The organism is Niastella koreensis GR20-10, from assembly GCF_000246855.1.
Taxonomy (GTDB): domain Bacteria; phylum Bacteroidota; class Bacteroidia; order Chitinophagales; family Chitinophagaceae; genus Niastella; species Niastella koreensis.
Map to the genome: position 1 here is coordinate 5417749 of NC_016609.1, position 20772 is coordinate 5438520.

At 43.8% G+C, this 20772-nt stretch carries 20 protein-coding genes; 14 read left to right on the forward strand and 6 right to left on the reverse strand.

From position 1 onward, the window contains the following. Positions 1 to 142 precede the first annotated feature (142 nt). Positions 143 to 988 carry a hypothetical protein gene (locus NIAKO_RS21230; RefSeq protein WP_014220502.1) on the reverse strand — a complete coding sequence of 282 codons (846 nt, stop codon included), beginning with the start codon at positions 986 to 988 and terminating at the stop codon, positions 143 to 145. Positions 989 to 1371: 383 nt separating this feature from the next. Here NIAKO_RS21230 and NIAKO_RS21235 point away from each other — a divergent pair, with 383 nt between their 5' ends. After that, positions 1372 to 3051 (forward strand): ATP-binding cassette domain-containing protein, encoded by a 1680-nt coding sequence (locus NIAKO_RS21235; protein ID WP_014220503.1) that lies wholly within the window; start codon positions 1372 to 1374, stop codon positions 3049 to 3051. 133 nt (positions 3052 to 3184) lie between these two features. Beyond that, the gene (locus NIAKO_RS21240; protein ID WP_014220504.1) at positions 3185 to 4390 is read left to right on the forward strand and encodes a glycosyltransferase family 9 protein; all 1206 of its coding nucleotides are present in this window, start codon (positions 3185 to 3187) and stop codon (positions 4388 to 4390) included. 34 nt (positions 4391 to 4424) lie between these two features. On the opposite strand, the gene NIAKO_RS21245 is transcribed toward NIAKO_RS21240, so the two are convergent. Beyond that, positions 4425 to 5978: a glycosyltransferase family 87 protein gene (locus NIAKO_RS21245; protein ID WP_014220505.1), complete on the reverse strand. Its 1554-nt coding sequence runs from the start codon at positions 5976 to 5978 to the stop codon at positions 4425 to 4427. 96 nt (positions 5979 to 6074) lie between these two features. On the opposite strand from NIAKO_RS21245, the gene NIAKO_RS37025 reads away from it, so the two are divergent. From NIAKO_RS37025 to NIAKO_RS21280, 7 genes are all read left to right on the forward strand, one after another. After that, the gene (locus tag NIAKO_RS37025) at positions 6075 to 6944 is read left to right on the forward strand and encodes a glycosyltransferase family 2 protein (protein ID WP_014220506.1); all 870 of its coding nucleotides are present in this window, start codon (positions 6075 to 6077) and stop codon (positions 6942 to 6944) included. A 70-nt stretch (positions 6945 to 7014) separates the two neighbouring features. Beyond that, on the forward strand, positions 7015 to 8514 hold the full coding sequence (locus NIAKO_RS21255; protein WP_014220507.1) for a B12-binding domain-containing radical SAM protein: 1500 nt from the start codon (positions 7015 to 7017) through the stop codon (positions 8512 to 8514). Between the two features lie 83 nt (positions 8515 to 8597). Beyond that, a complete protein-coding gene (locus NIAKO_RS21260) occupies positions 8598 to 9257 on the forward strand; it encodes a methyltransferase (protein WP_014220508.1) in 660 nt (219 codons plus the stop codon). 34 nt (positions 9258 to 9291) lie between these two features. Further along, positions 9292 to 10338: a radical SAM protein gene (locus NIAKO_RS21265; protein ID WP_014220509.1), complete on the forward strand. Its 1047-nt coding sequence runs from the start codon at positions 9292 to 9294 to the stop codon at positions 10336 to 10338. A 101-nt stretch (positions 10339 to 10439) separates the two neighbouring features. After that, the gene (locus tag NIAKO_RS21270) at positions 10440 to 11903 is read left to right on the forward strand and encodes a B12-binding domain-containing radical SAM protein (protein WP_014220510.1); all 1464 of its coding nucleotides are present in this window, start codon (positions 10440 to 10442) and stop codon (positions 11901 to 11903) included. Further along, complete coding sequence (locus NIAKO_RS21275; protein ID WP_014220511.1) at positions 11896 to 12705, forward strand: class I SAM-dependent methyltransferase; 810 nt, start codon at positions 11896 to 11898, stop codon at positions 12703 to 12705. The genes NIAKO_RS21270 and NIAKO_RS21275 overlap by 8 nt, the downstream gene beginning before the upstream one ends. Beyond that, positions 12702 to 14108, forward strand: coding sequence for a B12-binding domain-containing radical SAM protein (locus NIAKO_RS21280; RefSeq protein WP_014220512.1), 1407 nt, complete (start codon positions 12702 to 12704; stop codon positions 14106 to 14108). Before NIAKO_RS21275 ends, NIAKO_RS21280 begins: the two co-directional genes overlap by 4 nt. A gap of 40 nt (positions 14109 to 14148) precedes the next feature. On the opposite strand, the gene NIAKO_RS21285 is transcribed toward NIAKO_RS21280, so the two are convergent. Then, on the reverse strand, positions 14149 to 15057 hold the full coding sequence (locus NIAKO_RS21285; protein WP_014220513.1) for a hypothetical protein: 909 nt from the start codon (positions 15055 to 15057) through the stop codon (positions 14149 to 14151). Positions 15058 to 15123: 66 nt separating this feature from the next. On the opposite strand from NIAKO_RS21285, the gene NIAKO_RS21290 reads away from it, so the two are divergent. From NIAKO_RS21290 to NIAKO_RS21305, 5 genes are all read left to right on the forward strand, one after another. Further along, complete coding sequence (locus tag NIAKO_RS21290) at positions 15124 to 15924, forward strand: sugar transferase (protein WP_014220514.1); 801 nt, start codon at positions 15124 to 15126, stop codon at positions 15922 to 15924. A gap of 153 nt (positions 15925 to 16077) precedes the next feature. Beyond that, on the forward strand, positions 16078 to 16626 hold the full coding sequence (locus tag NIAKO_RS21295) for a YceD family protein (protein ID WP_014220515.1): 549 nt from the start codon (positions 16078 to 16080) through the stop codon (positions 16624 to 16626). 32 nt (positions 16627 to 16658) lie between these two features. Next, positions 16659 to 16841, forward strand: coding sequence for a 50S ribosomal protein L32 (rpmF, locus tag NIAKO_RS37895; protein WP_014220516.1), 183 nt, complete (start codon positions 16659 to 16661; stop codon positions 16839 to 16841). A gap of 63 nt (positions 16842 to 16904) precedes the next feature. Continuing rightward, the gene (gene plsX / locus NIAKO_RS21300; RefSeq protein WP_014220517.1) at positions 16905 to 17849 is read left to right on the forward strand and encodes a phosphate acyltransferase PlsX; all 945 of its coding nucleotides are present in this window, start codon (positions 16905 to 16907) and stop codon (positions 17847 to 17849) included. A gap of 70 nt (positions 17850 to 17919) precedes the next feature. Beyond that, positions 17920 to 18849 (forward strand): CPBP family intramembrane glutamic endopeptidase, encoded by a 930-nt coding sequence (locus tag NIAKO_RS21305; protein ID WP_014220518.1) that lies wholly within the window; start codon positions 17920 to 17922, stop codon positions 18847 to 18849. A gap of 12 nt (positions 18850 to 18861) precedes the next feature. On the opposite strand, the gene NIAKO_RS21310 is transcribed toward NIAKO_RS21305, so the two are convergent. The 3 genes from NIAKO_RS21310 to NIAKO_RS21315 all read right to left on the reverse strand — a co-directional run bounded on the left by NIAKO_RS21310 (position 18862) and on the right by NIAKO_RS21315 (position 20672). Continuing rightward, entirely contained in the window at positions 18862 to 19068 is a 207-nt protein-coding gene (locus NIAKO_RS21310) for a hypothetical protein (protein WP_014220519.1), read from the reverse strand. 304 nt (positions 19069 to 19372) lie between these two features. Next, a complete protein-coding gene (locus NIAKO_RS38660; RefSeq protein WP_133055363.1) occupies positions 19373 to 19600 on the reverse strand; it encodes a hypothetical protein in 228 nt (75 codons plus the stop codon). 346 nt (positions 19601 to 19946) lie between these two features. Beyond that, positions 19947 to 20672 (reverse strand): DUF4397 domain-containing protein, encoded by a 726-nt coding sequence (locus NIAKO_RS21315; RefSeq protein ID WP_014220520.1) that lies wholly within the window; start codon positions 20670 to 20672, stop codon positions 19947 to 19949. Between the last annotated feature and the right edge of the window lie 100 nt (positions 20673 to 20772).

Sequence of the window (20772 nt, forward strand, 5' to 3'; positions counted from 1 at the left end):
CTGGCTAAGCAATAAACTGTGCAGTAGTATTCAAATCGGGCTGCAATAATATGTTCAATAAATTGTTCAACCAAAAATACAGCTTGCAAAAAACACTTATATGACTTTAACATTTCTTAATATATATGTAAGGAACTGATAACTATTTATTAACTGAACCGGGTGGTAAATATTTAAATGGTAGAACAGCCCGCACGCCATGTTTATCATATAGGTAGATCAGTTTAGCCTCCATTCCAAAAACATAACCTGTTTTATCCCCTATTGCATCCTGATCTTTATTAGATGGCCCCTGTATAAAGTAATACTTATGCCCTCTTCTATGTTCTACAAAGTCTACCCGGTTCGGATTGAATGTATGGGCAGAGTCCTTATCTTCTGAGTAATAGCAACCATCAGGATGACTATGAAAATTTCCATTTTCACCCAGCTCCATTTCCAACCCTTCGTTTTCTGGTTTACGTGGATCTGTTGCATAGCCGCGTTTGAACCTGAATGTTTTATCCCCATTTATCATGCCGCCATATTCTCTGAATTTTCCATCAACGGCATCCTTTATTCTGCCATTCAATATTGAATCCAGCATTATCCTTAACAATCGCTTATCTGGTACGGGCACAATGCATCTTTGAACCAGGGTATCATTTACATTCCCACGATGTATAAGCCTTCTTGTTTTTCTCGCCTCCCATCTTTCTATTCCCAACACTTCTGCGGGTTTATAATCCTTTGAAAACACTGTCGTATCCCTGTCATACCAGTCATCGAAGATCTGACGATGAGTTTTACTGGTTTTAATCACATAACTCCCAGGTTTAACAGCTTTCGTATCGCAGTATAATTGGGTTCCATGCTCATTGTAATAGTACGCGGTATCACGTACAGAAACAATTCGTTCATACGCAATTACAGGATGGTTTAATGTTGTTACCAGGCAAGCCAATACCGCGCCTGCGGCCTGCCAGGCAATAGGAATCCCCCTTTTCATAACCGATAAAGTTTGAAATAAAAATTTTCTCAACAGTCAACGACTGTTCATGACTCAGGTGGGCACAGTATTATTCTTGTTTGTATTTGGTACTAAAACGTAAGGTAACGGCCTTGCTGATGATGGTACTGTATAATGCAGGAATAACAACTAACGGTAAACAATATTAGTTTTTAAACGGCAGGCGGCCAAATTTTGAATCCCGGACTTTATCACGACTCGGGCGTGACTAATTATTGAAAAATAATATTTTTATTTTTTGTTACACAGAACCGGCTAAAAAGCCCCGCTTTATGGCGGCAACCCAGGCACTATTTTTCCCGTATTGATATGGAAAGCCTGTAAATTCGGGTGTTTTCACCCATACAAAAAGTGACACACACGTGATAGCTATTCTCAATAACGTATTGACCATATTAACCAATCGCGAAAAAAAGCAGTGGGCCCTGTTCACCGGGTTAACGCTAATAATCAGTATTGCCGATATCGCCTCCCTGGCCTTTTTGCTTTTCATTATACATTTTTATACCCAGCCCGTTGATGCCATTCACACATTTCCCTTTTTAGGCCAAACAGCCGCCAATACCTTATTCAACCGGTCTTCCCTGCTGCTGATAACGCTGTTCTTTGTTGTATTCAGCGGGAAGAACCTGGCAGCGTATCTCATCCAGTCCTGGCAAACCCGCTTTGTACACCAGATAGCCAGCCGAATTTCCCGCAACAATATGTTACATTACCTGGAAGGGAATTATGCTGATTATGTTCATATCGACTCATCGGCATTTACCCGCATCATCAGCTTGCAACCGCTGGAATTTTGCCAGCACGTATTGTCACCTCTGCAACAGGTTTTTACCGAAATGGTGCTAATCCTGCTTTCTATTGTGGCCATTCTTTTGTTCAATGCACAACTGTTCTTGTTGCTGCTGGTAATTTTGCTGCCACCCGTTATTCTCGCCGGCTGGCTTACCAAACGCAAGCTGCACACAGCCCGCAATTATATAAAAAACAGCCGTACAGATATGTGGCAACGCCTGCATGAGTCCATTGCAGGTTTTGTTGAAAGTAATTTGTACCACAGAAACGAATACTTTACCGAACGGTATGCCATCGCCCAGCAACACCTTAACCTGCACCAATCATCGCTGCAATCATTACAAGCGCTACCCGCCCGGCTGGCAGAAGTATTTGCGGTGTTTGGCCTGTTGATTGTAATGGCCATCAGCAGTTGGTTTGGCAATGGACAATACACCACTCAGTTGGTGACCCTGGGGGCATTTATAGCGGCAGCTTATAAGATCATCCCGGGTATTGCCCGCATTCTGAATGCCATCGGGCAAATACGTACCTATTCCTTTACCATTAATGACCTGGTTCAACAAAACAAACCGGCAGAAAAGCAACCTGTCAGTAACGGGTTGCCCTCCATTGCTGACATTTCATTTGAGCAGGTTGGTTTTTCTTACGACCATTACCCGGTGCTGGATAATTTTTCCTGCCGGTTAAAAGCCGGTGACCTGGTTGGCATTGACGGTCACTCCGGCAAAGGCAAAACCACCCTGCTTAATATTTTGCTGGGATTTATTTCACCTCAAACCGGACAAATACGCATCAACCAACAACCGGTTAACAGCCTGCAACGAAAACAATACTGGCAACAAATAGCCTATGTAAAACAACAGCCGTTTTTCCTGTACGATTCGGTGTTGGCCAATATTACGCTCAACGGGCAACAGCATCATGAGCAACGGCTGCACAAAGCGCTTGATATTGCAGGTATTTCAGAATGGTTGCCCCGGTTGCCGGCCGGCATCAATACCCAGCTTACTGAAAATGGTAAGAACATCAGTGGCGGCCAGCGCCAACGCATTGCACTGGCGCGTGCACTCTATAAAAAAGCCAATGTGCTCATATTGGATGAACCCTTTAGTGAACTGGATGAAAAAGCAGAAGAAAAACTATTGCATCATCTGCAACAACTGGCGGCTGCAGGTAAAATTGTTCTCCTGATTACCCATAACAAAAAAAGCCTGCAGCTTTGTAATAAAATAATTAGCCTGTAGATGCCCTCCCAACCCTTTTTAGTGGAAGCGCGTATAGAATCAATCATCTGTTAGCAACCAGACTCCATTTTTTAGCGTATCGACATATAAGAGTGAATAAATAGGTGTGTAATTATAAACCAATCAATTTATTGTGCAATTACCTGCCAACCGAAAACTGGACAAGTACCTTGGTTACTGCCTGATAGGCATATTGCTTCCTGTTACCCGGCTGTTGGGCATTACTATGCGCAGGGATCATTCGCTGCAACAACCGCCCAAACACCTGCTGTTTATAAAACTACTGGGACTGGGCAGCCTGGTAGTAGCTTCTGACTCCATTGAGGCCATGCGAAAGAAAATGCCCGATACCCGTTTTATTTTATTGACCGATACCAATATTGCCAGCGGCATTACTCCCTTTCAGGTATTTGATGAAATCTGGACCATCGATACGAGCAGTCTTTCGATTACCATCAGCACTTCATTGAAATATATCATGCGGTCATGGCTATTGAAAAAACTTTGGGTGGTCGACCTGGAAGTGTATTCAAAACTCACCACTGTTTATTCTTTATTTACAATGGCACGCAACCGGTTCGGGTTTCATTTAAAACCCGTGTTCTTCCGGAAATTCCTTAACACCCATAACATTCCGTTTAAACAAACTGCCTGCCTGGAAGATAATTACTATCACATGGCGCAGGTGATCACGCAGACCGGGATGCAGCCCTCCACAGAAACAGATCCCATTCGTGCAAATGAATGGGATAAACCCTATATCATTCTCAATAACACCTGCAGCAGCCTGGCCCCGGTGCGTAAGCTACCCGATGAAACTATGGCGGCCGTTTGTACCTGGATTATGACCCACACCCATTTCCGGATTGCATTTTTAGGAACAGGCAGCGACAAAGCCGCCATCGATCAATTCATTGAAGAACATTTATCGGCCTATAAACAAAAAGGAAAATTAACCAATATTGCCGGTGCGCTCGACTTTGATGCTTATTACCGGTTCATCGCCGGCAAAGGTGTTTGTATGCTCACCATCGATAGTGGTCCATTACATATTGCGCGTAAACTGGGTTTGCCTACCATTTCTGTTTGGGGGCCAACCAATCCGGCCAGTTATATAAAAATCCCGGCCGGTCAGGAAAACAGACACCAGGTCCTGTATAACAAGGTGGCTTGTTCGCCCTGTGTGCATCACTTTGAACAACTGCCCTGTGGGGGTAATAATTTCTGCATGAAAGACATTGCAGCCAGCAGCATTATTGAAAAACTCAACGGACTGCTGAAACATTTACAGGAAGAAAAAGACAGAATAGGCATTTCGACTTCGCTCAACGCTTTTTAATGAGCCCTTCAACTCCCTTCAGAGTCAGGGTACATTATTTAAGTGTTATCCCTCGCAAGGTATAAAATCCAAAACCGCGGTTCTTGTCAGATAAATAAATAATATCCTTTCCATTCACCAGCATTACCTGCTTTTTGCGATCAGAGGTTGAAGTAAGTGGTTTATCCTTATAATATACCTGGTTGTTTTTTATCTGTACGGCAGAAGTGGAATAGTCCTGCACCGCATAGCCAGTGCCTGTTTCATGACTTCCCTTATCATCCCAGTAATAATACACCAGCTGATTTTCTTTAATGGCATATTCGTATACAAAAGGCAATGCCTGAGATAGTAAATAATTGCTGGTATCCGGACGCGGAAACAGTTTACCCGCATCTGCCAGTAATAGCAAGGCAACAAAAGCGCCGAACAATTTTATGGAGAATTGCATCCTGGCCGCTATAATCAACACTACAAATAAAAATATCATTCCATACAAACGCGGGAATTGCAGCAACAAGGGTTTTCCTGCTAATGCAGCAACCGGGATAAAACAGATCGGCACCAGCAATGCCATGGCGGTAAACAGATAAACCTGTTTGCAAGTGGCCAGGGCCAGCAACGGCATCAGCAGCAGGATCAATGAATAACTGCTGCCATTGGGCGATACCAACATACTGGCTGTTATCCAACCGGCAAAGGCCATAAAATCGGCAGCCTTTTTATGTATAGTAATGCCAACGCAACAAGCCAACAGCAGCGCTTTAAACAATACCATACTTATCACAAACGCCGGCATGCTATTTAAAACAGCCTGCGGATTTTGTACGGCGTCATATACAAACAGGTTCTTCCCTAACATAAATGCCGACTGAAAAAGCCAGGTATAACTATCGTTCAGTTCGCCACTATTAGCGCGGGGGAAAATGGTAAACACATAATATTGCCAGGAGGCGAAGCCATTCAGTATAACTGATATCAACCCTAATATTGCACAAACAGCCACACAATACGCCACCTGTTTATATTGCTTTTTGGCCAGCAGAAAAAACAGGATCAGCAAGGGGAATAGTTTAAACACAATAGCTACTCCCCACAATAAAGCGGCCACCACCGATTTGTCTTTTTTATAAGCCATATATCCTTCCAACAACAACGCAAACAATAACAGGTAGGCCTGTCCAAAAAAGATATTATTGCGTAACGGAATAAAAAAGATCACCGGCACTAACCATAACACCCGGGAGGGCAGGGAAAAATATCTAACAGCCCGCGCCAGGACCCAAACAAACAACGCAGCAGAAAATACATTGAACAGGATTTTAGAAACCGCCACCGGAAATAATAAGAAAGGCGCCAGCACAATTGACGTAAACGGCGGAAAGGGGGTATACGAAACAAAAATCCCGTAATATCCCTTTTGTGCAATCAACACATTCAGTGACCAGGTATCATATACCTGTTCATAATTCCCATGCAACAGTGCCCCACTGCCAAAATAATAACCGGCATAATCACCAAAAGGTGCAGCGGTGGCTTTGACTATAAACCAGGCCAGCAAAACTGCCAGCAACAACAAGGGATAATATGGAGCGTACCGTTTAAACATAAGATTGGAGATCAATACGGTAAATGGAAAAAGGAGGTTGTCTGGCCGAAGAAATTGATAGGCAACGTTAAACCCTCTTTCTACGTAATTTAGGACATGGTAAGCGTTATTTTAACCACCTACAACCGGGCTCATCTTGTTTTGGAAAGCATTTACAGTGTGCTGAACCAAACCTATAAAGAGCTGGAGTTGATTATCGTCGACGACGGTTCTACCGACAATACCGGAGCCCTGATAGAAAACATTCCCGATCCACGCATCAGGTATTACAAACTTCCGCATTGCGGCCGCACCGCCATCCTTAAAAATTTTGCCATCCGCCAGTCAAAAGGGTCATTGATCGCCTTCAATGATTCCGACGACACCTGGGAAGAACGGAAACTGGAAAAACAGGTACAATTACTATCGCAACATCCCAATATCGGGTTTTCCATTACGGATGCCGTCAATTATGCCGAAGGAAAAATATTAGGGCGCACCTGGCCCGGAAAGACAGGCGTTGAATTCGCCAATATTTTCGACCGCATGAAGGAAAACCGCTTTGTGGTATTTACCCAAACGATGGTGGTTCGCCGCGAATGCCTTGATAAAAACGGGCTGTTCGATGAAGATATGCCTTTTGGCTCCGATTACCATTTCAATATGCGGCTGGCTTTTTACTATGATGCCGCAGTAATTTATGAAGGACTGATATGGCGCTTTCTGCACGATGCCAATGAAAGCAACCAGGTACCCGTTGAATACCTGGAAGGATTTGTTTACACTTTTGAATACCTTTTCCAGCACAATATGGTATCTAAAAAATACCTGGATAAAGCTAAAAGTCATGCATTCCGGCAAATCGGGCACCTGTTTAAACGACAGAAAAAACTGGGCGCCGCCCGCCATCATTACCGCCAATCGCTCAAATACAATCTGCTGCAACCCCTTTGCTACTGGCAATTGCTGAAAACTTACGGGGCCTGATAATTTAGCAGGCAACTTAACCGGTCAATTATCCGTATGATTCTCAATGACCTGAAAGGTCTGGTGAAAAATGAATAAAGTATTACTATTCAACCCTAGAAGTGCAAGAACCAAACCCAGGATCCCCAATTCCATTCTTTCCGTAGCCGCCGTTATTGAAGGATTTTATGAGTATGCTATCGTTGATGGCAACCTGGAAACGGATCCCTGGACAAAAATAAACAGCTATCTGGCTACCGGTGAGTTCAAATTCTTTGGCTGCACCTGTATGCCAGGGCCGCAATTGCGGCAAGCCATTCCCATTTCAAAGCAAATTCGGGAACAATATCCGGAGGTCAGGATCATCTGGGGTGGGTACTTTCCATCCAATCAACCCAAGGTGGTGCTGCACTCCGGTTTTGTAGATTTTATTGTAAACGGTCCGGGTGAAAAATGTTTTCCTGCACTGTTGAAAGCGCTGGAAACCGGCGACAACTGGACCACCATTCCCAATCTTATTTATAAAGGGGAACAGGGCATTGTTAAAACAGGTAAGGATGAGTTATACGACCAGGACGCGCTCCCTTCCCTGCCCTACGAAACGCTGAATAACTTTTACCCGTTAAAACGCTATTTAGGCAAAACCTACCTGGGCACCCGCACCATCGCCTATCACAGCAGCATGGGCTGCCCCTTTAAGTGTTCTTTTTGTGCCGTGGTGCCCATTTACAATGCACGCTGGCGGGGTAAAAGTGCGCAACTGATTTATGAGGATATTAAATACCTGAAAGATCAACACGGGGGCAACGCCATCGAGTTCCACGACAACAACTTCTTTGTTTCGGAAAAACGTACGGTTGAGTTCTCTAAACTCATTCAACCCGAAAATATGATCTGGTGGGGTGAAGGCAGAATTGATACCATTGATAAATACTCCGATAAATCGCTGGAGATAATGCGGGAATCGGGTTGCAAAATGATCTTCTTTGGCGCCGAAACCGGTAATGATGAAATTCTGGCAAAGATGGACAAAGGCGGTACGCAAAGCAGCGCCCAGATCAGGGCCTTTGCGGGGCGGATGGCCAAATTCGATATCATTCCTGAATACTCTTTTGTATTGGGCACTCCTGCCGATACCCCGGAGCAGGTAATGAAACAAATTGACCAGGATATAGCTTTCATCAAAGAGATCAAAAGCATCAATCCTAAAACCGAAATTATTATTTATCTGTACAGCCCGGTGCCTACCGAGGGGTCTGACTTGTATAAGAAAGTACTGGAAAGCGGGTTTCATTTTCCGGAGAAGCTGGAAGACTGGATCAGCCCGCACTGGGAGAATTTTGATTTACGTAAGAACCCGCTAACGCCCTGGTTAACGCCCGAAATGATAGATAAGATCAAAGATTTTGAAACCGTACTGAACAGCTACTACCCTACTGTTTCCGACATCCGGTTATCGGCATTCAAACGCGGCATTATGCGCAGTCTGTCGGCAGTTAGATACAAAACCGGTTTATACTGGAAACCATATGAATTAAAAGTGTTGCAATTATTGTGGAAATACCGGCAACCTGAAATTGAAGGATTTTAAAAGTACAAAGTTGAAAGTTTAATGTTCAAAGGACCTTGAACTAAAAACTGTGAACTGAGAACTGTGAACTATAAACAAAGATCTTGAGAAGAGCTATCAAACAGTTAACAACCCGATTATACAAACCGCTGCTGGTAAAATACCTGTCGGCCACCCGCCTGTATACGTACAAGGGTATCCGGTTGGTGATACCGCCGGCAGTTTTTCACCCGGGTTTTTTCTTTAGCACCCGGTTACTGCTGCGGTACATTGCCTCCCTTCCCTTGAAAAACAAATTCTTTCTTGAATTGGGCGCAGGCAGTGGATTGATAGCCATGTATGCTGCCCGGCAGGAGGCCAGCGTTACAGCTACCGATATTAACCCTGTGGCCATTCATTCACTGGAAATGAACGCGCGCAGCAACCGCATTCCGCTGACCATTATAAAATCCGATCTGTTCACCGGTATACCACAACAGGCGTTTGATATCATTGCCATCAATCCGCCCTATTATAAAAAGCAGCCACAAACTGGAGCTGAATATGCCTGGTACTGCGGCGAACAGGGTGAATATTTTCAGCAACTGTTCGGCGGATTACATCAATATATCCATGAGCAGTCGGTTGTATTGATGGTGTTGTGCGATGGCTGCGATATAGATATGATAAAGGAAATGGCGTTGAATAATGGATTTAAGCTGAATTGTGTGTTTACAAAAGGCAATTGGGTAGAGGTGAATTATATTTTTAAAGTTGAAAAGTGAGTAGTGAATGGTCACGATTCACGACTGACAGACAATGATCATAAATAAACTATATCATACATATAAACGCTATCGGACCTTACAAACCGACGTTATTTCTTCTTTGCCGATAGCTATCCTGATGCCACACAGCGCCTGCAATTGCCGTTGTGTAATGTGTGATATCTGGAAGGATAATAAAAACCTGAAGCAACTCACTGAACAGGATATCAAGGGTTTGCTAAGCACCTTTAAAAAGTTAGGTACGCGGGTAGTAGTTATGTCGGGCGGGGAAGCCTTGTTGAATGCCAACTTCTTCCGGTTTTGTGAGATCCTGAAAAAAGAAGGTATTGCCGTTACATTATTATCTACTGGTATTGCACTGGAGAAAAAGACGGATCAGTTGCTGGAATGGGTGAACGACATTATTGTTTCACTGGATGGTGATGAAACCTTACACGATAACATCAGGCAACTACCGGGCGCCTTTCAAAAAATGCACCGGGGGGTACAATTGATTAAACACATCGACCCAACATTTCGCATAACTGCGCGTACAGTTATACATCGCTTGAATTATAAGCGCTGGATCCCTATTGTAAACAGCGCTATGGAGATGGGGCTGGACCAGATAAGCTTTTTACCAGCCGATGTAAGCAGCAATGCCTTTAACCGCTCCACAGCATGGGATAACGACCGGCAGCAGGAGGTATTGGTGCATGAAGCCGATTTACCAGCTTTACAATCGGCTGTGCATGAGTTAATCACCTATCACAAAACAGCCATTGAAGAAAGATTCATTGCCGAGCCGGCGGAAAAATTACAAAAGATATACGGCTATTATGCGGCTTTTTATGGCAAAAATCCATTTCCATATAAAAAGTGCAATGCGCCCTGGGTATCAACAGTAGTTGAAGCTGATGGAACCGTACGCCCCTGTTTTTTTCACGATGCCATTGGTAATATCCGCCAGCAAAGCCTGGATGCCATTATTAACAGTGCTTCAGCGATCGCATTCAGAAAAAATCTGGATATGGATAAGAACGATACCTGTATGAAATGTGTGTGCTATTTGAATTTACCGCCCAGAATGGAAATTTAAAGTTCTTAAGTTATTGAGTTCTTAGTTGGGAAACTAATAAACTCACGAACTAAAGAACCTAAGAACTAAAGAACTAAAGAACTAAAGAACTAAGCGACATCATGAATAATAAGATTCTCTTTTCGCATTCATATTTTTTAAGTTTTGATCCCAAACAATGGGCTACCGGGCAACCTTATGCCCCGTTGGCTACGTTATTCGCCGCAGCCCTGATGCGTGAAAACGGTTATGAAGTTTCTTTGTTCGATACCATGTTTGCGCATACGGCGCAGGATGTTCAACCTGCTATTAATGAGCAATCGCCTGACTTCTTTGTGCTGTACGATGACGGTTTCAACTACCTCACAAAAATGTGCCTGACAAATATGAGGGAGGCGGCATTCGGGATGATGAAACTGGCTAAGGCAAAAGGTTGTACCGTGATCGTATCCAGCTCAGATAGTACCGACCATTTTGAACAATATCTTTCCGAAGGCGCCGACTTTGTAATTATTGGCGAAGCAGAAATGACTTTGCTCGAACTGGTTCAGGCCATCAATAATAAAGCGACCGGCTTTCAACACATAGCCGGACTGGCATTTATGCACGATAAAGGAGTTACCAAAACTCCCAGACGCACCGTCATGAAGGACCTGGATGCACTACCCCAACCTGCCTGGGACCTGGTTGATCTTGAACCTTACCGCTACATGTGGTTAAAAAGCTCCGGTTATTTCTCCATGAACATCGCTACTACCCGGGGATGCCCTTTCAAATGTAACTGGTGCGCCAAACCTATTTATGGCAACCGCTACAATGCACGATCCCCCGAAAAAGTAGTGGAAGAATTAAAAATGCTGAAGCAGCAATTCAACTTCGATCACATCTGGTTCAGCGACGACATTTTTGGATTGAAGCCTGGTTGGGTACACCGCTTCGCTGATCTGGTAGAACAGGAACAATTGAAATTCCGGTTCAAAATACAAGCGCGGGCCGATCTGCTGTTGCAGGAAGATACGATCAAAGACCTGGCGCGCGCCGGTTGTCATAATATCTGGATGGGCGCCGAAAGCGGTTCGCAGAAAATCCTGGATGCCATGGATAAAGGCACCACGGTTGAACAAATTTACCAGGCCACTACCCTGCTGAAAAAGAATGGTATTAACCCTTCTTTCTTTATACAATTTGGTTACCCCGGCGAAACCCGGGAAGACATTGCCAAAACCATTCGCATGATCAGGGACCTCCTGCCCTACGAAATGGGCATCTCGGTTTCTTATCCTTTGCCCGGTACGCTGTTTCATGAACGCGTAAAGGACGAGCTTACCCAAAAAGCCAACTGGACAGATTCTGATGAATTGCTGCTGATGTTCCGCAATACGTATCCGCCCGGGTATTATAAAAAACTGCATCGCTATGTACACCATGTATTTCGCAAGCAACAAGGCTGGGTGGCCCTGCGCAATGTGGTAAAAAATCCTTTTACGGTTTCACGCACTGATTTTAAAAAGATAGCATCCGCTTGTTTGCATATGCCCTCGTTGCTGCTGGAACGGATGCAATTAAACCGGTATGCACATGAATAAAGCAACCGCTTTTAATGTACTGGCAGGCAATTACGATGCTGCGTTTACGGAGAGCCTTATTGGCCACGCGCAACGCCGTGTTAGTCATAAATGGTTGCAACCGCTGCTTACGGGTAAACCCAATATGCGGTTATTGGAGATCAATTGCGGTACGGGCGCCGATGCGTTCTGGATGGCCAACCTGGGTCATTCGGTGATTGCAACCGATGGCTCGCCTGCGATGATAGATAAAGCAAAACAAAAAACAGCTGTTATAAACCTGTTTGGTAAGCCCAACTTTCAAACCTGTGCATTTGATGCGTTGCATACCACCTTTCAAAACCAGCAGTTCGATGCCATTGTTTCCAATTTTGCCGGTTTGAATTGTGTTTCACCAGCAGACATGAAAAAGTTGTCGACCCAATTACAATCATTGATCCGCCCCGGTGGTTACCTGGCCGTAGTATTGTTTGGAAAATACTGTTTTTGGGACAGCTTTTATCACCTGTTGAAAGGCCAACCCGGGCAGGCATTCAGAAGATGGACGAATAAAGAAGTTCTGGTGGAATTATCACCGGGCGTTCAGCAACCTGTTTACTATTATTCCGTAAAGGTAATTAAACGGTTGTTGTTGCCCATGCAATTGATTGAAAAAAAACCGGTGGGGATAAGCATTCCGCCTTCGTGGCTGGAAGTATACATGCAACAACATCCACGCCTGTTTCAATCGCTGGTACAATGGGAAGAGATGTTAGGCAACTCATCCCTGGTTACCAGCCTGGCCGATCACGCATTTCTGTTATTTAAAAAAGAAGCCAAATGAGGATCCTGCTAACACATGGATATTTTATAGAAGAAGATCCCAAGGAACAAGCCATTATGCGGCCCTATGTTCCATTGGGAATCCTGTATATTTCCGCTTACCTGGAACAGAATGGCTACGATAACGTGGTATTCGACAGTACTTTTTCTTCCTTCTCTAAATTGTGTGCACAGCTGCAAGAGCAACGTCCTGATGTGGTGGGTATTTATACCAACCTGATGACGAAGCTGAATGTACTGCGCATTATTACTTATATAAAAAGCCAGCCTGAATTACAACATACCAGAATTGTGCTGGGTGGCCCGGAGGTAAGGAACCATGCTATTAAGTTCCTGGAACATGGCGCCGATTTTATTGCATCGGGAGAAGGGGAACAAACCATGCTGGAGCTGGTTCAGTTTGTGGAGGGCACGTTTACCGGTACGCTTACAGATATCGAAGGCGTATCCTTTCTTGACCCCGAAAAAGGATTACAGCAGAATAAAGAACGCACCAAGGTAAAGAACCTCGATGTATTGCCCATGCCTAACCGCCGTAAAGTAAACCTGTCGCTATACTTTGATGCCTGGAAAGGACGTCATGGCACCAGTACCGTTTCCATCAGCACCATGCGGGGTTGCCCATACAGCTGTAAATGGTGCAGCCGCGCCGTTTACGGACAAAGCTACCGGCGCCGGACTCCGGCCAAAGTGGCTGATGAAATTGAGTACATAAAAACAAATTACAATGTAGACAGCCTGTGGTTTGTTGATGATGTATTTACCGTAAGCCATCAATGGCTGGAACAGTTTACCAACGAAATGACCAGCCGTAACCTGGTTACGCCTTTTGAATGTATTACGCGGGCCGATAGGATGAATGAAGAAGTGATCATCAATTTAAAAAAGAGTGGCTGTTTTCGGGTATGGATAGGTGCGGAAAGTGGTTCCCAAAAGATAATTGATTTGATGGACCGGCGTGTGGAAGTGGAACAGGTTCAACAAATGATCCAACTGGCCCGCAAACATGGCATGCAGGCAGGCACCTTTATTATGGTAGGCTATCCCGGCGAAACCAAGGAAGACATCTACGCCACTGTACAACATTTAAAGAATGCCGATCCCGACCTGTTTACTATTACAGTCGCCTACCCCATTAAAGGAACGCCTTTATATGCCGAGGTGGAAGACCGCTTTGTAACCAACCTGCCCTGGGAAAGCAGCACCGACCGCGATATTGATTTTGCCAGAACGTATAACAGGAAGTACTACGACTATGCCATTCAAATGATCAATTACGAAGTGAATTATCACAAAGCATTAAAAAAACCTGTAGCCAATTTATTTAAGCTGACCAAGCTGAAATTGCGTTCGACCTTAGCCAAGGGGCATATGTGGATGGAGGAAAGAAGAAAAGCAGTTTAGTTAACACGTTGACAAGTTAACGTGTTAACATGTTAACTTGTCAACTATGAACTACCTGTGCTGTCTGAAGCTTTTTATTTAAAGCATCAAGTACCTTTCTTTGGAAAAATTCAGGATTGGGTTTAGAAAAATGCTTCCCGGTATGCAACCCCATACGAATGCCGTGCGAGTTGATTTTCTTCAATTGTTCTTTCTTTAACCAGCGGCGGGTGGTAACACGCATGAGCCAGTTATCCAAACTATTTCCTACCTTATTATCGAGCAACCATTCTACGGCTCTTTTCAACCTGCCCGGTTTTGCCAACAGGATCGATTCTTTATTCACCGGTTGATTGGGAAAATAGCTGCCTGCCCAATTGTTTTGATCGTAAAACCGGTCCATAGTGCCATTACCGCAAACCGGTTTCAGGGTAATCAATTCTGTAGCGGTAAATATATTTTGCTCATCGATGCGTAATGCTTCCTCATCGATATAATAATTCATGCAATATAAATGCTGGTGCCCTGTAATAAATGTCAGTTTCTTGAACAAATGCATCAGGGTACGGGCAAGCCATAGTCTGTTTGCCTGCGTTATAATAAAATAATCTATATCGGTATTTTGATCGGCAAAGTTTTTGGATAATGATCCGGAGATGCCGATGCCCCGCACAAAGGGAAACTGGTATAAAAATCCGCCAACTTTATATCCGGTAGTCAACAATATGCCGGCTTTATGGTTACCATTAGTTCTTCTTGCACGTAAAGAGGGATCCTGCTGCAGGGAATAGAAACTTCCCATGCGAAACACCCGGTTATCATCAACCAGTTGTTGCAGAGTTAACAATACATCATCCCTTGAAACGGTTTGATCGAGAAAATGATGTATTTCGTCCAGTGTAAGCGGATAATTAAAGATATCAAAATAAGCTAACGCCTTTATGATACTTTGCTCGTGTTGTACAGCCATGCAATAGAGTATTGTGATTAAAGCAACTGTATTAATGTAATAACCGTATACTGTAATAAGAATACTATGATTCGTGAAAAAAGGTTGCCTTTGTTGAAAAGGACCGTCCTTCGGAAGTTTATTGATGGCAAAAGAGGTTATTTCCTCTGCAAACGGATACTTGATGTATTGTTTGCATCGGTAGTTATAATAACCGTGTTGAGTTGGTTATTGCCATTGCTGGCTTTGTTGATAAAACTAAGCTCAAAAGGGCCCGTGTTCTTTTTACAAAAACGTACCGGTCGTGGGGGAAAATCGTTTACCTGTTACAAATTACGCACCCTGGCGCATAACCCCGTAGCCCATACTAAACACATGGATGTAGGGGAGGAAACAGCAACGGCGCTGGGGCGGTTCCTCCGGCAATCAAACCTCGATGAATTGCCCCAGTTTTTTAATGTACTGGCCGGCAGTATGAGCCTGGTTGGTCCCCGCCCACACATGCATGCCGATTGCAATGAATTTGCCAGGCTTATTCCCCGATACAAATTCCGCAACCTGGTAAAACCGGGCATAACCGGACTGGCCCAGGTAAAAGGCTATCATGGAAAGGTGATTAGCCGGGAGTGTATATATATAAGGTATAAATGGGATGTCTGGTATGTACAATATGCCGGCTTTTGGCTGGATGTTAAAATTATTGCCATTACCGCCGGGCAAACTGTGCTGGCGGTGTTGGGAAAGAAAAAGCCTAAACGTCCCGCCCCGGTTCGGACTATAAGCTTCAAGCCGCAAGCCACAAGCAAAAAGCCGAAAGCCATAAATCCCAGGCCTAAAGCGGAAGCAAACAAAGAACTGAGCACTAAGAACTCAGAACTAAAAACCTAAAACTCACCCTTTTACAGTAATTTTGTATTAAAACAAGGGGATTTCAAATGGCATTCTGAACATATACCATATGTTTTTGGTATTTTTTTGCATTTAGCTTTACCTGTTTGCCTGAGAATCCCTACCTTTGCAAACTCTTTAAAAGGGTAGTTCATGAACAGCCGACGGAATTACGATATAGCTTTTGTAGGACTAAAACCAGGCAATCATGAATTTGAATATACCATCGACGATAAGTTCTTTGTAGAGTACCAGGAGCAGGATTTCCGCCATTGCACAGCTCACGTAAAACTGACGTTGGAAAAGCAAAACGGCTTTATGTTACTGAAATTTGAAGTAGGTGGCAAACTGGAAGTTACCTGTGACCGCTGTGGCAATAACCTGCCACTGGAATTGTGGGACGAGTTCAACATTGTAGTAAAAATGGTGGACGAACCGGATGTAATGAATGAACAGGAGGAAGATCCCGATGTTTATTATATCTCAAAAGGCGAAAGCCATTTGCACATAGCCGACTGGATATATGAATTCATAAACCTGAGTATTCCTATGCAACGGATGTGTGCAGATGATGAAATGGGCGGACCGCACTGTAATAAAGAAGTGCTGGAAATGCTCAGAAAACTGGAAGAACAGAAACAGCCATCCGCCAATCCTTTATGGAAGGGGTTGGAAAAGTTTAAAGATCTGGAAGACAATTGATTATTTTTTTTTGAAGTTATAAATTTGAGTGTATGCCTAATCCAAAACGGAGACATTCCCAACAACGGGGTGCTAAAAGAAGAACACACTATAAGGCTGAAAAAGTAACCTTAAGCAAAGACAGCACTACAGGTGAAACGCATGTACGCCATCGCGCTCACGTGAGTGAAGGCAAATTATATTATAAAGGAAAAGTAGTTATGGAAAAGGCTTAATTCATTTTAAGCCCTTTTTTTGACTTACTTTATTATTATAACATAATAAGCATCGTTGCCGGAATGACTATCTGTTTAGACATGATGGGCGGAGACTTTGCACCATTAGAAGCTGTAAAGGGTGTCCGCGATTACCTGACAGAAGCTGCTAATCCGGCTCTGTTGTTTCTAGTGGGTGATGAAGCGCAGATAAATCCATTACTGCAGCAGTTTGAAATACCTGCCGATAAGGTTAAGGTAATTCACGCACCCCAGGTAATTGAGTATAACGAATCTCCTACCAAAGCGCTGAAAGAAAAGCAGCAATCGTCTATCGCTGTGGGCTTTCATTTGCTGGCTACAGGAAAAGCGGGCGCATTTATAAGCGCCGGCAATACCGGGGCCATGCTGGTGGGTGCTATGTATAGCATTAAACCCATGGAAGGCGTTCAGCGGCCTACTATTTCTACCATTATTCCAAAAGACAACGGAAACACCGGGCTGCTACTCGATGTTGGCCTTAATGCCGATTGCAAACCCGAGCACCTGAACCAGTTTGCCCTGTTGGGTTCGCTGTATGCGAAAAACATCCTGGGTATCGACAATCCGCGTGTTGCATTGCTGAATATTGGCGAAGAAGAAGGCAAGGGTAACCTGCTGGCGCAAAGTACCTATCCCCTTCTGAAAGAAAATGACCAGATCAATTTCACAGGCAATGTGGAAGGCCGCGATGTGTTTCTCGATAAAGCCGACGTAGTGGTTTGTGATGGATTTACCGGAAATGTGATCCTTAAGATGGCCGAGTCAATTTACGAGATCACCCACCGGAAAGAAATAAAACATGAGTACCTCGACCGCTTTAATTTTGAATTGTATGGCGGAACCCCGGTACTTGGCGTTGCCAAACCCGTGATCATTGCGCATGGCATTTCCAAAGCCAAAGCATTTGTCGCCATGATAAACCTGGCACAGAAAATGATCGAGACCGATCTGATGGGTAAAATGAAAGCCAGTTTCGAATCGAAATAATCCTTCACCTTTCAACATATTATATACCCCCGGCGCTACTGCCGGGGGTATTTTTATTTACCTTTCTTCTATGAACGAGATCATTGGTTACCTGCGGAATTACCTTCAATCCATCAACCGCACTGTTTTTATACTCACCACCCTCCTGGTAGCCATTGCTATTACCTGTAATTATACCCTCAGCATAGAACCCGCCATTGTTGCGCTATCAAGCTGGCCCCTGCGCATAGCTGGGTTCCTGATGCTGTTTGGGTTTATATTTTCTGCCGCCTGGGTGCTGCAATTCCTGGTTTCCCCTGCTACCATTCCCAATGACCGGTTCTTTTTTGTGTTGTTGCTGGCGGCGCCCGCCATTTTCGCCATCAAAATTACTTTTAGCGAAGTGGCCATTTATCTGAGCAACCATTTCCCCTACCCCTGGAACGAATACTGGAATAAGGTGCTCGACTGGCCCTTAAAATTGCTGGTGGTAGCTATACCAGTCAGTGCCCTTTGGCGCCTTGGGCGTTTTGAAGGCCCGGTGGCGGGCGTACAGGCCAAAGGCTTTATTGTAAGGCCTTACGTTCTGTTACTGCTGGGCATGGTGCCCCTGATCGCTTTTGCAGCCACACAGAACGATTTTTTGCATACGTATCCCAAAGTGCAGCGCATTGATGTTATAGATCAATATGTGCAGCATAGCTTTCCCTGGAAAGGGTTGTATGAACTTTCCTATGGGATCGACTTTGTGACTATCGAATTATTCTTTCGAGGATTTCTGGTGCTTGCGTTTGCCCGTTTGGCCGGTAAACATGCCATTTTACCGGTTGCGGCTTTCTACTGCTCCATTCATTTCGGGAAACCGCTATTCGAATGCATAACTTCCTATTTCGGCGGCATTATTCTGGGCGCAGTAGTATACAATACCCGTAGTATCTGGGGAGGATTAATAGTACACCTGGGTATTGCCTGGCTCATGGAGCTGGCAGGTTACCTGGGGCATGTTTATAAAGGTTGGTAAAGAACCGCGTTACTACAGTATAGCCAGATTAGATTGTTTTATGTATGCGCAAAAAGGATATTCCTGCGCAATAGCATTCAAACGTGCTACCGTTTCTTCACTGGGTGGAGTAGGAAGTGTTTTTTCCAACAGAAGTCTTTCGGCCGTTTTGGCGCTTTCAAAAGTGTGGGTTGAAGTGCTGCCCGTAGCAGAAACCAAATTGAAAGTTTTCTTTTTCATGCACAAAATTTTCAGTAGTGAAAAATGTAATTAAACAGGCTTTCCTTGGATACGTGCGCTACAATAAAAATCAGAACAGCTAATTCAATAGGCAAGAAAAAGAGAGACTCGTTAATCGTTCATTCAAATGGCTGGGAAATCGTGAATCGAAAAGAAGAATATATTACAATTATTTCGATTCATCAAAGATAGATCAAATTCTGCTAAACTGGAAGGTTTTTAACAAAAAATCCACCTCTTCTTGTAAAAAAACAAGACAATAGGGAATTATACTTATCAAAATCATTAAAATTTATGCCCACAATCATAATGGGTCATGATCTTTCTGTTTGTAGTAAACGCAAAATGGGTATTGCTTTCCCAATTGGTTCAAACGGTGGATTTCTTCTTCACTTGGTGGCGGAACAGCATTTGATAAATTTTCAACTGTTGTTGAGCTGATCCTGGTTCTGTTTGCGCGGCGGATAAGCCTTCTTGAAATGACTGGCAACTCCATTGCAGGAGAATAAATGGTTGCCGATGATTTTTTCATACGTTCAACTTTTGTGTGTTATCAGAATAGTGGTCCCAATAAAAATATGTACGGGCTTTTATAGCCTTGCAGAGACTTGCTACCAACCAAACATCAGATTAACCAAAAGGTTCATTGAGTACAGACCCTGTAAGCGAAATGGGTGAGACTTAACATTTCAGTAGTAAAATTCCAGATTTAAGGTCGTAATAACGGGGTCAGAAAGTTATCTAAAAATTAAATCTTTTTCTAATGCTATCCAAATAATTTATAGAGACTGCATATAAATAATTACGCCTGATGATAACTGAAAGATCATCAGGCGTAACAAAAAAATCATTATAAACAATGTTGTTAGTACAACGACTTAATCCACAGATTGCAGGTAATCTACACCAATTGCATTAATGCCGGTACCACCTTTCCTACCCCTTAAATATATTGTAAAGGCATTGCCTGCAGAAAGAGTTACTGAGCTTACGCTGGCGATCACAGAATCAACTCCCGCTTTCTTTACGATCAGGTTATAAGTTCCCGGCGTAATTGGAGAAAACTGGTTATAATAACCTACTGAAACGTTATCGGCGTAACTGCGGCCTGTAGATGCCTGGTTACCATCTAAATACAGATCCACATCATTCATTTCAGGGGCCAGATGAAAAAACCTGATGTATGAAGAGGTGGTGGTCAGCACGCTGTAATCATCAATAATTTTGGCCGCGCCTACATGTGTTGTATCGAGGTTATACAACAATAAGGTTGAATACTGTGATGAATCGTATATGCTGGAGCTCAATGAGGCTACAACGCTATCGCCACCGGCTTTTTTGAAACCGATCGCATATACCCCAGGGTCCAGTGCTGAATAAGAACTGGAAACTGATCCCGTACTGATGGCAGATGATGCCTGTTTATTGTTGAAATAAACTTCAACAGCCGGAGCCCATGGCGCCAGGTGTAAAAGTGAAATGTAAGTTTTGGGCGAGACCGTGGAACTCGAGGATTGTTTTAAACATCCACTCAACGCTACGGATACAAAAGCCAGTAATCCCAACACCAGAAATGCATTTTTTCTTACTTGCACAGTTTTCATTTTTAGTTAACAAATTTTGATTGTGATCCCAGTTGTAATGCTTGAAACTTGCTCTCAGACCGCAAATTTACCAATAAGTTTAGCCAGATATATCGTTTTT